This is a genomic window from Actinoplanes xinjiangensis (assembly GCF_003148685.1).
Taxonomy (GTDB): domain Bacteria; phylum Actinomycetota; class Actinomycetes; order Mycobacteriales; family Micromonosporaceae; genus Actinoplanes; species Actinoplanes xinjiangensis.
Genome location: NZ_QGGR01000001.1, coordinates 336,415 through 350,847 on the forward strand (window position 1 = coordinate 336,415; position 14,433 = coordinate 350,847).

At 71.4% G+C, this 14,433-nt stretch carries 14 protein-coding genes; 9 read left to right on the forward strand and 5 right to left on the reverse strand.

Translation table 11 applies throughout. The features are described 5' to 3' along the window. The first annotated feature begins 103 nt into the window (after positions 1–103). From BC793_RS01500 to BC793_RS01510, 3 genes are all read left to right on the forward strand, one after another. Positions 104–1,036 (forward strand): FecCD family ABC transporter permease, encoded by a 933-nt coding sequence (locus BC793_RS01500; protein ID WP_109589076.1) that lies wholly within the window; start codon positions 104–106, stop codon positions 1,034–1,036. Further along, positions 1,033–2,076 carry a FecCD family ABC transporter permease gene (locus tag BC793_RS01505; RefSeq protein WP_109588701.1) on the forward strand — a complete coding sequence of 348 codons (1,044 nt, stop codon included), beginning with the start codon at positions 1,033–1,035 and terminating at the stop codon, positions 2,074–2,076. Before BC793_RS01500 ends, BC793_RS01505 begins: the two co-directional genes overlap by 4 nt. 74 nt (positions 2,077–2,150) lie before the next feature. Next, positions 2,151–2,963, forward strand: a complete 813-nt coding sequence (locus BC793_RS01510) for an ABC transporter ATP-binding protein (protein WP_203896079.1) — start codon at positions 2,151–2,153, stop codon at positions 2,961–2,963. Positions 2,964–2,984: 21 nt separating this feature from the next. Here BC793_RS01510 and lhgO read toward each other — a convergent pair whose 3' ends face one another. The 5 genes from lhgO to BC793_RS01535 all read right to left on the reverse strand — a co-directional run bounded on the left by lhgO (position 2,985) and on the right by BC793_RS01535 (position 8,148). Continuing rightward, positions 2,985–4,178: an L-2-hydroxyglutarate oxidase gene (gene lhgO, locus BC793_RS01515; RefSeq protein ID WP_109588703.1), complete on the reverse strand. Its 1,194-nt coding sequence runs from the start codon at positions 4,176–4,178 to the stop codon at positions 2,985–2,987. A gap of 96 nt (positions 4,179–4,274) precedes the next feature. Further along, complete coding sequence (locus tag BC793_RS01520; RefSeq protein ID WP_109588704.1) at positions 4,275–5,648, reverse strand: sensor histidine kinase; 1,374 nt, start codon at positions 5,646–5,648, stop codon at positions 4,275–4,277. Further along, on the reverse strand, positions 5,645–6,346 hold the full coding sequence (locus BC793_RS01525; protein ID WP_109588705.1) for a response regulator transcription factor: 702 nt from the start codon (positions 6,344–6,346) through the stop codon (positions 5,645–5,647). The genes BC793_RS01520 and BC793_RS01525 overlap by 4 nt, the downstream gene beginning before the upstream one ends. Before the next feature lie 8 nt (positions 6,347–6,354). Further along, entirely contained in the window at positions 6,355–6,753 is a 399-nt protein-coding gene (locus BC793_RS01530; protein WP_109588706.1) for an FMN-binding protein, read from the reverse strand. A 12-nt stretch (positions 6,754–6,765) separates the two neighbouring features. Continuing rightward, positions 6,766–8,148 (reverse strand): ferredoxin reductase family protein, encoded by a 1,383-nt coding sequence (locus BC793_RS01535; RefSeq protein WP_109588707.1) that lies wholly within the window; start codon positions 8,146–8,148, stop codon positions 6,766–6,768. Between the two features lie 231 nt (positions 8,149–8,379). Between BC793_RS01535 and BC793_RS01540 the strand changes: the two genes are divergently transcribed. The 6 genes from BC793_RS01540 (at position 8,380) to BC793_RS01565 (ending at position 14,428) form a co-directional block, all read left to right on the forward strand. Continuing rightward, positions 8,380–8,988: a hypothetical protein gene (locus BC793_RS01540; protein WP_146246155.1), complete on the forward strand. Its 609-nt coding sequence runs from the start codon at positions 8,380–8,382 to the stop codon at positions 8,986–8,988. Positions 8,989–9,154: 166 nt separating this feature from the next. Continuing rightward, the gene (locus BC793_RS01545; protein WP_109588709.1) at positions 9,155–9,757 is read left to right on the forward strand and encodes a DUF4956 domain-containing protein; all 603 of its coding nucleotides are present in this window, start codon (positions 9,155–9,157) and stop codon (positions 9,755–9,757) included. Beyond that, on the forward strand, positions 9,754–10,530 hold the full coding sequence (locus BC793_RS01550; RefSeq protein WP_109588710.1) for a polyphosphate polymerase domain-containing protein: 777 nt from the start codon (positions 9,754–9,756) through the stop codon (positions 10,528–10,530). Before BC793_RS01545 ends, BC793_RS01550 begins: the two co-directional genes overlap by 4 nt. Continuing rightward, on the forward strand, positions 10,530–12,344 hold the full coding sequence (locus BC793_RS01555; RefSeq protein ID WP_109588711.1) for a carbohydrate-binding domain-containing protein: 1,815 nt from the start codon (positions 10,530–10,532) through the stop codon (positions 12,342–12,344). Before BC793_RS01550 ends, BC793_RS01555 begins: the two co-directional genes overlap by 1 nt. A gap of 173 nt (positions 12,345–12,517) precedes the next feature. Then, positions 12,518–13,411, forward strand: coding sequence for a helix-turn-helix domain-containing protein (locus BC793_RS01560; RefSeq protein WP_239169790.1), 894 nt, complete (start codon positions 12,518–12,520; stop codon positions 13,409–13,411). A gap of 63 nt (positions 13,412–13,474) precedes the next feature. Then, entirely contained in the window at positions 13,475–14,428 is a 954-nt protein-coding gene (locus BC793_RS01565; RefSeq protein WP_170167184.1) for a phosphodiester glycosidase family protein, read from the forward strand. Positions 14,429–14,433 lie beyond the last annotated feature (5 nt).

The following is a 14,433-nucleotide window of genomic DNA, read 5'->3' on the forward strand; positions in this document are numbered from 1 at the left end:
CACCTATGACACCCTCGCTGACCAGGGGGTACACACGACCGTGCCGCCGCGGGCGGGACGGCGGCCGTCCGTACGCCTGCTCGGTCTGGTCCTCGCCGTGGTGATGCTCGTCGCGGTCGTCATGCTGAGCATCGGATTCGGCGCGCGGTTCCTCTCCCCCGGCGAGGTCTGGGCCGGACTGTGGAACCCGGACTCGCCCTACTACCGGATCGTCCACGAGATGCGGCTCCCGCGGACGCTGCTCGGGCTGATGGTCGGCATGGCGCTCGGCCTGGCCGGCGCGATCATGCAGGCGCTGACCCGCAACCCGCTGGCCGACCCGGGCCTGCTCGGCATCAACGCGGGCGCCTCGGCGGCGGTGGCCACGGCCGCCGTCTTCTTCGGTGTCGGCACCTTCTTCGGGTACGTGTGGTTCGCCCTCGCCGGCGCCGCAATCGTCACCGCGATGGTGTATGCGGTCGGTGGCGGGCGCTCGGCCACCCCGGCACGGCTCGCGCTGGCCGGTGCCGCACTCAACGCCACCCTGCTCTCCTACGTGTCCGCCGTGCTGCTGTCCGACACGCAGGCCATCGACAAGATGAAGTTCTGGACCGCCGGTTCCCTGGCCAGCGCCGACTTCGCGACCGTCGAGCGGCTGCTGCCGTTCTTCGTGGTGGGCCTGCTCACCGGCCTGCTGGTGGCCCGCCCGCTGAACGCGCTGTCGCTCGGCGACGACGCGGCCCGGGCTCTCGGCGCCAATCCGTCGGTGATCCGCACCGCGGTCATCGTGGCGGTCACCCTGCTCTGTGGCAGCGCCACCGCGGCGTGCGGGCCGATCGTCTTCATCGGACTGCTCATCCCGCACATGGTCCGCCCGTTCACCGGCCCGGATCTGCGCTGGCTCCTGCCCTACACGGCGATCCTCGCGCCGGTGCTGCTGCTCGGTGCCGACGTGCTCGGCCGCATCCTGGGCAGCCCCGGCGAGTTGCAGGTCGGCACGGTCACCGCGGTCCTCGGCGGTCCCCTGTTCCTCTATCTCGTGCGAGCCGCCAAATGACCACCCTGGAGAGACCCGCGGTCCGCAACCGGTCGATCGGCAGCCGGGTCGGCATCCGCCCGCGGGCCGTCGTGGTCGGCGCCGTCGCGGCGCTCGGCGCGTTCGTGATCAGTGTGTTCAGTCTCGGCACCGGCGACTTCGCGATCGCCCCGGCCGACGTGGTGACCACCCTGTTCGGCGAGGGCAACCCGGCGCACGAGTTCATCATCAGCGAGTTGCGGCTGCCCCGCCTGGTCACCGCGCTGGCCGTCGGCGCGGCCCTCGCGGCCGGCGGCGCGGTCTTCCAGTCGCTGGTGCGCAACCCGCTCGGCAGCCCCGACATGCTCGGTGTCACCAACGGCGCGAGCACCGCGGCGCTGACCGTGGTGATCCTCGGCGGCACCAGCACCCAACTGTCGATCGCCGCGGTCGCCGGCGGCCTGGCCGCCACCCTGCTCATCCAGCTGATCGCCGGCCGGGCCCTGCACGGTTTCCGGTTCATCCTGGTCGGCATCGGGATGGCCGCCATCCTCACCGGCATCAGCGGCTACCTGCTCACCCGCGGCGTCCAGATGGAGAATGCGCGGGCGCTGCTCTGGCTCACCGGCAGCCTCGACGGGCGCGACTGGGGCCAGGCCGTCCCGATGCTGATCGTGCTCGGTGTCACCCTGCCGGTCCTGCTGCTGGTCTGCGGCCCGGGGCTGCGGATGCTGGAGATGGGTGACGACTCGGCGTCCGCGCTCGGCGTTCCGGTGTCCCTGCTGCGCAACGGGTCCCTGCTGGCCGCCGCGCTGCTGGTGTCGTTCGCCGCGGCCAGCGCCGGCCCGGTGAACTTCGTCGCCCTGATCGCCCCGCACCTGGCGAAACGGCTCACCCGGGCGCCCGGCCCCAACCTGCTGCCGTCGATCGCGGTCGGCGCGCTGCTGCTCACCGGCGCCGACTTCATCGCCCAGCACCTGCTCGAGGACCGGGCGCTGCCGGTCGGCGTGGTCACCGGTCTGGTCGGCGGCGCCTACCTGGTCTGGCTCCTGACCACCGAACGCCGTGCCGGGCGGATCTGATGCCCGCCTCCCCTCCCACGCCGGACCGGGACGGATCTGAGGACCCGATGACCGACAACGCACCAGGAGAACAGATGACGGGTCACACGTCCCGGCTCAGTGGCAGCGGGATGACGCTCGCCTACGACAAGCGGGTCATCGCCGAGAACCTGAGCGTCGAGATCCCGGACGGCTCGTTCACCGTGATCATCGGGCCGAACGCGTGCGGCAAGTCGACCCTGCTGCGGGCACTGGCCCGGCTGCTCAAGCCGACCGCCGGCACCGTGCTGCTGGACGGCCGGGATGTGCACTCGCAGCCCACCCGCACGGTCGCCAGAACCCTCGGCCTGCTGCCGCAGTCGTCGACCGCGCCGGACGGCATCACCGTGGCCGAGCTGGTGGCCCGGGGCCGCTACCCGCATCAGGGCATCCTGCGCCGCTGGTCCGCCGAGGACGAGAACGTCGTGCAGGAGTCGATGCTGGCGACCGGGGTGGCCGACCTGGCCGACCGGCACGTCGACGAACTCTCCGGCGGCCAGCGGCAACGGGTGTGGCTGGCCATGGCGCTCGCCCAGCAGACGCCGCTGCTGCTGCTCGACGAGCCGACCACCTACCTGGACATCGCCCACCAGATCGAGGTGCTCGACCTCTGCGCCGAGCTGCACGAACGCCAGGGCCGGACCCTCGTCGCGGTCCTGCACGACCTCAACCACGCGGCCCGGTACGCCACCCATCTGATCGCCATGCGGTCCGGCCGGGTGGCCCGGTCCGGGCCGCCCTCCGAGGTGCTCACCGCCGAACTGGTCGAGGAGGTCTTCGGGCTGCCGTGCCGGGTCATCGACGACCCGGAGACCGGCACCCCGCTGGTCATCCCGGCCGCCCGCCGCTCGACGGGCGCTCCGGTCTGACCACCGGCGCCGGCGGGCGACTCACCCGAAGATCTCGGCCACCACGTGTGCGGCGATCGCCAGGGACGACGTCGCCGCGGGTGACGGAGCGTTGCGTACGGCCGTGACCGGGCCCAGCCGGTGGATCCGGAAGTCGTCGACGAGGCTGCCGTCGCGGTCCAGGGCCTGGGCGCGCACCCCGGCGCCGGCCCGCACCACGTCGGCCGCCCCGATCTCCGGGACGTACCGCATCGCCTCGGCCATGTAGTGGCTCTTCGACAGCGAGCCGCGGACCTCCTTGATTCCGGTCCGCCAGTGTTTCCGGGCCATCTGCCAGGTGCCCGGCCAGGTCGCGATGCCGGCCAGGTCGGGGAGGGAGAACGTCGTGCGGGTGTAGCCCTCCCGGGCGGTGGCCAGGACCGCGTTCGGGCCGACCTCGACGATCCCGGTGACCCGGCGGGTGAAGTGCACGCCCAGGAACGGGTACCGCGGGTCCGGGACCGGGTAGATCATGCCCCGGACCAGGTCGGTCTTCTCGTCGCTGACCCGCATGTACTCACCACGGAAGGGGATGATCCGCGGCGCGGGTTCGTCACCGGCCAGCCGGGCGACCTTGTCGGTGTGGATGCCGGCGCAGACGATCACCTGGTCGACGGTGACGCTCTGCTCGCCGGACTCGATCCGGATCGACCCGACGTTCCGCTTGACGGCGGTGACCGGGAAGTTCAGGCGTACCTCTCCGCCGGCCCGCCGGATGTCCTCGGCGAACGCCTTCGCGACGCCCGGGAAATCGGTGATCGCCGTCTCCGGCGAATGCAGCGCGGCCAGGCCGGCGGCATGCGGTTCGATCTCGCGGATCCCGCTCGGGTCGACCCTGCGCAGACCGGGTACGCCGTTCTCGCGCGCCCTCTTCTCCAGGTCGTCCAGACGCCCCAGTTCGTCCTCCCGCACCGCGACGACGAGTTTTCCGCATTCGTCGTACGCGATCCCCCGTTCCCCGCAGTACTCGCGCAGCAGCAGCCGCCCGCGGGTGCAGAGTTCCGCCTTGAGGCTGCCCGGGGTGTAGTAGATACCGGCGTGCACGACGCCCGAGTTGTGGCCGGTCTGGTGCTGCCCGACCTCGGACTCCTTCTCGACGACCACGACCCGGGTGCCGGGCCGGCGCAGGCTGATCTCCCGGCCGATGGCCAGGCCGACGATGCCGGCTCCGATGATCCCGATGATCTCGTCCGCCACAGGTGCTGCCTCTCTGATGCTGCCATCTCGGCTACCGGAGTCGATGGCGGGGTTCTTGACCTTGATATAGAACCGCATCGGCGGCCGGCCGTGGAACTATCCGGCGGGCTGAGCCCCCGGCAGCCGGACGGTGACGACCGTGCCCCGCGGATCGTTCGGCCCGGCGGTGACGCAGCCACCGTGCTGGTTGGCGATCTGCGCGACGATCGCCAGGCCCAGGCCGGAACCCGGCATCGAGCGGGCCGCGGGCGCCCGGTAGAAACGGTTGAACACGTGCGGCAGGTCCTCGTCGGCGATCCCCGGGCCGTTGTCGGCGACGGTCAGCACCCCACCGGCCAGGCGGGTGGTGACGGTGCCGCCGGGCGGGCTCCACTTGGCCGCGTTGTCCAGCACGTTCACCACCATCCGCTCCAGCTCGCCGGGCCGGCCCAGCACGGTCACCGGCTCCAGACCGGTGTCGAAGCTCAGCCCCGGCGCGCGGATCCGCACCCGGTTGATCGCGGCCGTCACCACCTCGGCGTACTCCACCTGCTCGATGGTCTCCCGGCTGCCCTCCTCGCGGGACAGCTCGACCAGCTCGGTGGTGAGCGTGGCCAGCTCCCGGACCTGGGCGTCCAGGTCGTCGAGCAGTTTGACCCGTTCCTCCGCAGGCAGCCGGTGCGCCAGGTCGGGCTGGCGCTCCACCGCGACGAGCAGCTCCACGTTCGTCCGGATGCTGGTCAGCGGGGTGCGCAACTCGTGGCCGGCGTCCTCGACGAGGGCCCGCTGCGCCTGCCGGGAGGCGTCGATGGCGGTGAGCATGGCGTTCACCGAGCGGCCCAGGCGGGCGATCTCGTCGTTGCCGGACACCTCGATCGGCCGGGTCAGGTCCATCGACACGGCGACGTCCTCGACCGCCTCGGTCAGGTGGTCGACCGGGCCGAGCCCGGCCCGGGCCACGGTGCGCCCGAGGACCGCCGCCCCGGCGATACCGACCGCGCAGCCGAGCGCGAGCAGCACCGCGAACGCGGCCAGCACCCGCTCGTCGGGGCTCGGGTCGAGACCGACCTGGACCGCTCCGCCGCCCTCGATCGGGACGGTCAGCATCAGATACTCGCCGGGACCGATGGTGACCTGCTCCCGGGTCCCCGGCTGGCCGGCGGTGGCGATGGCGACGGCCGTCGCGGTGACCGGCAGCCGGACGGCGCTGCCGCCGATCACCGCCCCGGACGGGTCGAGGACCTGCCAGCAGGGCCCGATCTCCTTGTCGTCCGGGTCCGGGCGGGCACCCTGCGACTTCAGCCACTGCCAGGGATTCTCGGCGATGGTACGGGCGTCGGCCAGCAGCTCCGCGGAGATCTTGTTCTGCTGGATCGCCCGCACGCTCACCCACGCACCACCCGACACGAGCAGCACCGCGGCCGCCACCGCGCCGGTGACCAGCAGCGACAGCCGGTCGTGCAGGGGCCGGGCCCGCCACCACGCTCTCACAGCGGCTCCTCCCGCAGCACGAATCCGACACCGCGGACGGTGTGCAGCAACCGTGCCTCGCCCTCGGCCTCCAGCTTGCGCCGAAGATAGCCGAGATAGACGTGCAGACTGTTCGACCCCTCGCCGAAGTCGTAGCCCCAGACCTGCTCGAACAGTGCGGTCCGGGTCAGCACCTGCCGGGGATGGCGCAGGAACGCCTCCAGGATCCCGAATTCGGTACGGGTCAGTTTCAGGGCGCGCCCGCCCCGCCACACCTCCCGGGTGGCCGGGTCCATCCGTACATCCGCGAAGGTCAGAAGGTCTTCCCCGGCCTCCTCCTCGGTGGCAACCGTGGAGAGGGCGGAACGGCGCAGCAGCGCCCGGATCCGGGCCAGCAGTTCCTGGAGGGCGAACGGTTTCACCAGGTAGTCGTCGGCGCCCGCGTCGAGCCCGGCGACCCGGTCGCCGACACTGTCGCGGGCGGTCAGCATCAGCACCGGCACCACCACGCCGCCGGCCCGCAGCTGCCGGCACGTCTCCAGGCCGTCCATCCGGGGCATGCTCACGTCGAGGACCATCGCGTCCGGCTCGCCGGCCCGCACCACGTCGAGGGCGGCCAGGCCGTCCTGCGCGGTGTCCACCTGGTAGCCCTGGAACCGCAGGGTACGGGCCAGCGAGTCACGCACGGCCGTGTCGTCCTCCACCACCAGGATCCGCATAGGGCCCATTAAAGCCCGGCGGCGTCGATCGCCGACTGCAGGGACTCCCGGTAGCCGCCACTGGTGTAGGTGGCCCCCGACACCGAGTCGACGTCCGCGCTCTGCGCCGCCAGGGTCGCCGCGACCAGCTCCGGGACGGCCCGCGCGCTGATCTCGTCGTGCCGCTGGCTACCGGTCGGGTACACCGGCACCGCCACCGAGGTGATCCGCCCGCCCGCGACGGTGATCACCACCTGGACGTCGCCCTCCTGCGTGCGCGCGACCTCCCCGGAGAAGCTCTGCCCCTCCCCCGCCGGGGTCGCCGCGACCGTGGCGGGAGCCGGCGAGGGACCGGTGCTGGTGCGGTAGCTGAACAGCAGCACGAGTGCCGCCACGGTGGAGAGCATCCACAGACTGATACGTCGCATCGAAGAATCCCCTTACCAGGCGAACAGCTCGGTGTGGACGCGGTCGGCGCGGACCCCGGCGGCGATCGCCGCGGCCCTCGCCGTGCCGGCCCAGTCCTCCGGGCCGCAGACGTACACGCGGGAGGCCGCGATCCGGGGCGCCACCTGACGCAGAGCCTCGGCGTCGCCGGTGCCCGCGAGGCTGCCCGGCAACCAGGAGGCGCTGCGGGCCCGGGAGCCGGTCAGGTACACCACCCGCACCCCGCGGCGTGCGGCGAACCACTCCAGCTCCCCGCGGAAGGCGAGGTCGGCATCGGTGCGGGCACGGTAGATCAGGGTGGCCTCGCCGTCGCGGTAGGGCAGCTCGCCGAGCAGCGACAGCAGCGGGGTGATGCCGATGCCGCAGGCCATCAGCACGACCGGCTCACCGGCGTAGGACTCGCCGGTCAGCCTGCCGTAGGGCCCCTCGAACAGCACCCGGGAGCCGGGCTTGAGACCCGCGACCCGGGAGCTGCCGTCACCGGAGTCCTTCACGGTGATCCGCAGGCCGTCGCCGTGCGGCGTCGCCGACAGCGAGAACGGGTTCGCGCGGGTCCAGCCGGGTCCGTCCAGGAACCGCCAGTGAAAGAACTGCCCGGCCCGCGCCGGCAGCTCGGCGAGTCGCTCACCGGTCAGATACACCGAGGTCAGACCCGGTCCCTCGGCGACCACCCGGCTCACCGTGAGGCGGTGCCTGCGGTTACGGATCACCGGCAGACCGATGCGGTACGCCAGAACGGCACCCGCCGCGGCCAGGTAGAGGGTCCACCAGTAGGCGCGCGCCCACGCCGTGCCGGTGAAGTCCTCGCCGGCCCAGATCTGATGCGGCAGCGCCAGACCCACTCCCAGATACGCGTACAGGTGCAGCAGATGCCACGACTCGTAGCGCAGCCGCCGCCGGGCCGCCCGCATCGACGTGACCACGACCATCACCAGCGCGAGGGTGCCGGCCGCGGCGAGCAGCATCCCCGGGTACGTCAGGACCAGCTCCCACAGCGTGGTGAGGAGGTTCGCGCCGGCTGCGTACCCGATGGTGATCGTGACGATGTGCAGCACCATCAGCCAGAACGAGGTGAATCCGGTCCACCGGTGCCAGCGGGCCAGCCGGTCCTGGCCGAAGGCCCGCTCCACCAGCGGGATGCGGGCCATCAGCAGCACCTGGAGCAGCAGCAGGTCGGAGGCGTACAGGCCGGTGAGCCGTCCGATCGCGGTGACCGCGTCGCCACCGGTCAGATCGGACACGCCGCCGTTGCCCACCCAGAGCACGGTGACGATCAGAAGGCTCAGCGCGGCGGCGGCCGCACCGGCGCCCGGCCACCACGAGGGGGTGACGGGCAGCCGGCGCCGGACGGCGGCGGGAGCAGTGGTTGCGGTCATGAGCGCCAACCCTGACGCGATCTTCTAAGACGCCCGAGGGTGGCTTCTAAGGGTTCGCTAAGAGCCCGGCGGGCGGTGAACGGCCCGGTAGGACGATGGTTTCGAAGATGCCGAACCCAGGCACGTTGATAGGCTTCGCTGCCTTCCCGGACCCCGCGAGCTGCTGAGGACCACATGTCGACGCCCGAGACACACCCGCCGAACCGTTCGAACAGACGACGGACGATGGCGGTGATCTTCACTGCCCTGCTTCTGCTGGCCGTGGCCGCTCTGGCGATGAGGCAGTTCGGTGGCGCCGACGAGGACCGGAAGGGCGGCGCGGGCTCGGTGGAGACCCCGGAAGGCGGGGGCGTCATGGTTCCCGGGACGAGCGAGAGCGATCCCGCGCGTCTCGTCTACACGATGCCGCCGTTGGGGGCGATCCGCGGCATCGACGTCCAGGCGGTGGCCGGCGCCTGGGAGAAGCGCTGGAAGGTGGCCCTGAAGAAGAACGCGGAGACGCATGAGCAGTCGACGATCGTCGACTACCCCGCGGGCGGCGGCCGGCTCCACCTGGTCATCACCACCACCGTCGACGGCGCCGAGGCGGAGTCCGTGCGGTGCATCCTCGAGCACGGCACGAAGAAGGTCGACCGGAAGCTGCTGGACGGCGTGGTGAACGACTGCCTCGCTCCGGCGCTGGAGCAGTCCGAGCGTGCCGAGGTCGGCACCTGGCTGAACGCCCAGGACTACAAGGCCACGACCGACTTCCAGACCCGGAAGAAGTCGATGCCGCGCTTCGACCTGACGGTCGACGTCATGGCGGGCAGTCTGCGCGCCGGCGTGGTCGGCCGCCCCTAGACGGTTCACGTACGCGGGTCACCACCGGCGCTTCACGCGGCCCGATGGTGACCCGCGCCACGTTGGGCGGGTCTCAGACCTGCGGCACAGAGGCTCCACAGGATGCGGACAGGGTGTTCCGGCGAAATGGAAACACCTGATGAACACCTCCTGAAGGAAGCCCCTAGTGACCACGTTGCTCGCCGTCGCCGCGGATCTCGTCGCGATCATCGTCCTGACGTTCGGTGTCTACTTCCCCCGCCACCGGCGGCGGGACCTGGTCACCGCCTTCCTGGGCGTCAACATCGGCGTCCTCGCGGTCGCCACCGTCCTCGGCTCGTCGAGCGTCGGCGCCGGCCTCGGACTCGGCCTCTTCGGCGTCCTGTCGATCATCCGGCTCCGCTCCGACGAGATCAGCCAGCACGAGATCGCGTACTACTTCGCCGCTCTCGCCCTCGGCCTGATCGCCGGACTCGGCAACGTCATGGACCTCCTGCACATCGGCCTGATGGCGCTGGTCGTGGCCGCGCTCTTCATCGGTGACCACCCGGCCCTGTTCCGCCGGCACCGCAACCAGCTGATCCGGCTCGACGTCGCCCTCAGCGACGAGGCCGCGCTGCGCGCCCACCTGGAACAGGTGCTCGGCGGCCAGGTGACGACCGTCGTGATCAAGCAGATCGACATGGTCAACGACAGCACGCTGGTCGAGGTCCGCTGGATCGCCGGGCCCGGCCGCGGCCGCGCCGCCGCGCCGCTCGGCCCGCGGATGGAGCGGGTGAACGCCCGATGACCGTGACCACCGAGCTTCCGCTCTTCCACCGGTTCGCCCCCATCTGTCTGGAACAGCTGGTCGGCGAGGCCGCCCTGCTGACCCGCCTGGACCGCAAGTACGTGCTCCCCGCGGACGCCCTGCCGGCGCTGCTGGACCGGATGCCGGCCGAGGTGCGGGCCCTGGAGATCGGGCAGCAGCGCACCTTCGGCTACCGGTCGGTCTACTTCGACACGGCCGCCCTGGACAGCTTCCGGGCCACCGCACACCAGCGGCGCCGGCGCTTCAAGGTGCGGGTCCGCACCTATCTGGACAGCGGTCTCGACTTCGTCGAGGTGAAGACGCGCGGCTCGCGGGGTGTCACCGTCAAGGAACGCGTCCCGTACGCCGGCGACGGCTCCGACCTGGGCGCGGACGGGCGGGCGTACGCGGCCGCCGTCCTCGCCGAGGCCGGCCTCCGCCCCGACGTGGACGGGTTGCGCCCGGTGCTGGCCACCTACTACCGCCGCAACACCCTGTACGTCCCGTCCACCGGCAGCCGGGTCACCATCGACACCGGCCTCGCCTGGCAGCTCCCGGACGGCTCGACCGTCCACATGCCGCACTCGGTGATCGTCGAGACCAAGTCCGGCCGGGCCGCCTCCGACGTCGACCGGCTGCTCTGGTCGCTGGGCCACCGCCCCGCCGCCATCTCCAAGTACGCGACCGGGCTCGCCGCCCTGCGCCCGGATCTCCCCGCCAACCGCTGGCACCCCGTCCTGCGCCGGCACTTCTCCACCGCGAAAGGGTTCTGATGAGACTCCGCAAGAAGGTCCTCGCCGCCGTCAGCTCCCTGGTCCTGGCCACCGCCGTGCTGGCCGGCTGCTCCTCCTCCTCCGACGCCGGCACCGCGGCCACCCAGGTGGCCGCCACCAGCGCGATCGACGCCGCGACCGTCGACGGCGCCCAGGACGCCGCCGCCGTTCTCGCCGCGAACAAGGAGGTCCACACCGCCGGCAGCGACGACGCCGGGACGACCGGGACCGTCGAGCTGACCGGTGACTCGGCCACGTCATCCGCCGAGGGCGTCACGATCGACGGCGCGACCGTCACCATCACGGCCGCCGGGACCTACACGATCAGTGGGGAACTGGCCGGGCAGATCGTGGTGAACGCGCCGGACGCCACCGTGACGCTGATCCTCGACGGCGCCGCGATCACCAGCACCACCACCGCGGCGATCGCCGCCACCGAGGTCGGGGAGCTCGTCGTCCAGCTCGCCGACGGCAGCAGCAACACGCTGTCCGACGCGTCCTCCTACGCCGACGACGCGGACGTCAACGCCGCCCTGTTCAGTGCCGGCGACCTGACCGTCACCGGGGGCGGGAAGCTGACCGTCACCGGCAACGGCAACGACGGCATCGCGAGCAAGGACGGCCTGCTGGTGGTGTCCGGCACGATCACCGTGACGGCGAAGGACGACGGGTTGCGCGGTAAGGACTACGTCGCCGTCGCCGGGGGGACGATCACGGTCACCGCGGGCGGCGACGGGGTCAAGGCCGACAACGCCGAGGACGCCGGCTCCGGGTACGTGTCGGTGTCCGGCGGGACGGTCGCCGTGACCAGTGACGGCGACGGTGTGGACGCGGCCACCGACATCGTGGTCACCAAGGGCACGCTGACGGTCGCGGCCGGCGGGGGGCACACCGTCGAGCCCGCCGACGACACGTCCGCGAAGGGCCTCAAGTCCGGGGTGATCACGGTTCTCGAAGGCGGCACCGTCACCGTCGACGCGTCCGACGACGCGGTGCACACCGACGGCGCGGTGCATTTCAACGGTGCGACGGTGAGCGTGGCCAGTGGTGACGACGGTGTGCACGCGGAGGGCGCGCAGATCGTCGACGGCGGGTCGCTGGAGGTGACCGCGGCGGTCGAGGGGCTGGAGGCGGCCACGTTCGTGCTCAACGACGGCACGGTGCACGTGGTCTCCAGCGACGACGGCATCAACGGCGCCGGTGGCACCACGACCGGCACCGGCACCGCTGACCAGGGCGGACGGCAGGGCGGCGGCCCCGGCGGCGGTGAGCAGGTCGGCGACTTCTCGGTGACGATCAACGGCGGCACCCTGGTCATCGACTCCGAGGGTGACGGTCTGGACTCCAACGGGGTCGCGTCGATCACCGGTGGCACGGTCGTGGTGAACGGGCCGGAGGGCAACGGTAACGGGGCGCTCGACGTCAACGGGACGTTCACGGTCAGTGGCGGCACGCTGCTCGCCGCGGGCAGTGCCGGCATGGTGGTCACGCCGGGCACCGACTCCGGGCAGGGCTGGATCTCGGCGACGCTGGACAGCGCGATCGCGGCGGGCACCACGGTGCAGATCACCGACGGCGGCGGTACGGTCGTCGCCACCTTCGTGACCGCCAAGAGCGTGCAGAACATCACGTACTCCTCGGCGAAGATCACCAGCGGGGAGTCGTACACGGTCCACACCGGAGGGACCGCGACCGGCGCGGGCACCGGTGGTCTGGCCGATTCCGGCACGCTCGGCTCGGCCACGAAGGTCGCCACGGTGACCGCCGGGCAGGCTCCGGCCGGTGGAGGGCAGGGCCGGCGCGGCAACCGCTGACCATTTCTCATCTCCTCGGGTGGCGCCCGGGACCGTCACCGGTCCCGGGCGTCTTCGCTGTGACCGAATCGTCGCTCTTCGAGTTGACCTCCGGCGCGAGGTGACCGCGGGCGTGAGTATGCTGATGCCGATCGCCATCTCAGGATCCACACAGGACTCTCGAAGAGGTCCACGTGCCCGACGAAGTGACCGACAACGACGACAACGGCTTCAGCCACAACAGCGGAGCGACGGTGCGCCGGCTACAGCTCGGCGGGCATCTGCGTGCGCTGCGACGGGCCAAGGGCCTCACCCGGGACCAGGCCGGCTACACGATCCGCGCCAGCGAGTCGAAGATCAGCCGGATGGAGCTGGGGCGGGTCAGTTTCAAGGAACGTGACGTCACCGACCTGCTGAAACTCTACGGTGTCGACGACCCGGCCGAGCACCGGCGGGTCCTGGCGATGATGCGCGAGGCCAACGCACCCAGCTGGTGGCAGGCCTACGGCGACGTGCTCGACACGTGGTTCCAGAACTATCTGGATCTGGAGCAGGCAGCCGAGCTGATCCGCACCTACGAGATCCAGTTCGTGCCCGGCCTGCTGCAGACCGACGCCTATGCGCGTGCCGTGATCAGGCTCGGTCACGAGGACGGCGGGCCGGAGGAGATCACCCGGCGTGCCCAGCTGCGGATGGCCCGTAAGCAGGTGCTCCAGCGGCCGGACGCGCCCCGCCTGTGGGCGGTCCTCGACGAGGCGGTGCTGCGCCGGCCGATCGGTGGCCGTGCGGTGCTCCGTGAGCAGATCGAGTATCTGCTGGCCATCTGCGAGTCGCCGCGGGTCCGGCTCCAGGTGATGCCGTTCGACAAGGGCGGGCACGCGGCGGCCGGGCAGGCGTTCAGCATCCTGCGGTTCCCGCACGAGAAACTGCCCGACGTCGTCTACATCGAACACCTCACCAGCGGCCTCTATCTGGAGCGGCGTGAGGAGGTCGACCGGTATGCGGCGGCGATCGGCCGGCTGTTCATCGAGGCGGAGCTGCCCGGCCGTACGCCGGAGATCCTGCGGGAGCATCTGGCCCGCCTGTAACTGACGGTCCGCCCATGGGCCGGCCACAGCAGGCCCACAAGATCCGCCGGTTGACTGCGATGCGTGACGACGAACCCCGTACCCCCGCAGCCCCACCGGATCAGCCGCCGCGGCCTGGTCGCCGGCGGTCTGGGCCTGCTCGCCGCCGCCGGCGGCGGTAGTGCCTGGGCTCTCGACCGCTACGTCCTCGACCACGTCGAAGTCTCCGGTGCCTCTCAATTGGCCGCACAGAACGTGGTCGCGGCCGAGGCGGACGGCACCGGCACGGCAACTGCCAGCAGTTACGCCAGCGACACCGCCACCATCAAGATCAGAAGCGTGGCGACCGGCTCGGGCGACGACAAGGTCACCTACTACGTGGCCGACGTGCAGGTTACCGACGCGACGATCGTGAAGTCGGCGTTCGCCGAGGACCGGTTCGGCGAGAACATCATCGCGAACCCGTCGGAGATCGCCGCCTCCGTCGGCGCGGTCCTCGCCATCAACGGCGACTACTACGGGTTCCGGGACACCGGCATCGTCATCCGCAACGGGGTGACGTTCCGTGACTCCGGTGCCCGGCAGGGACTGGCGCTGTACGCCGACGGGTCGATGAGGCTCTACGACGAGACGACGACCAGCGCCGGCGAGCTGATCGAGGACGGGGTGTGGAACACGCTGTCGTTCGGGCCCGGGCTCGTCCAGGACGGGGCGGTGATCGCCGGGATCGACCGGATCGAGGTCGACACCAACTTCGGCAACCACTCGATCCAGGGGCAGCAGCCCCGCACCGGGATCGGCATCGTCGACGGCAACCACCTGCTGTTCGTGGTCGTCGACGGGCGCAGCAAGGGCTACAGCCGGGGCGTGACCATGCCGGAGTTCGCGCAGATCTTCACCGATCTCGGGGCACAGGTCGCCTACAACCTCGACGGTGGCGGGTCCTCGGCGATGGTCTTCCAGGACAGGCTGGTCAACAACCCGCTCGGCAAGGGCCGGGAACGCGGCACCAGCGACATCCTCTACGTGGCCGGGTGATGACG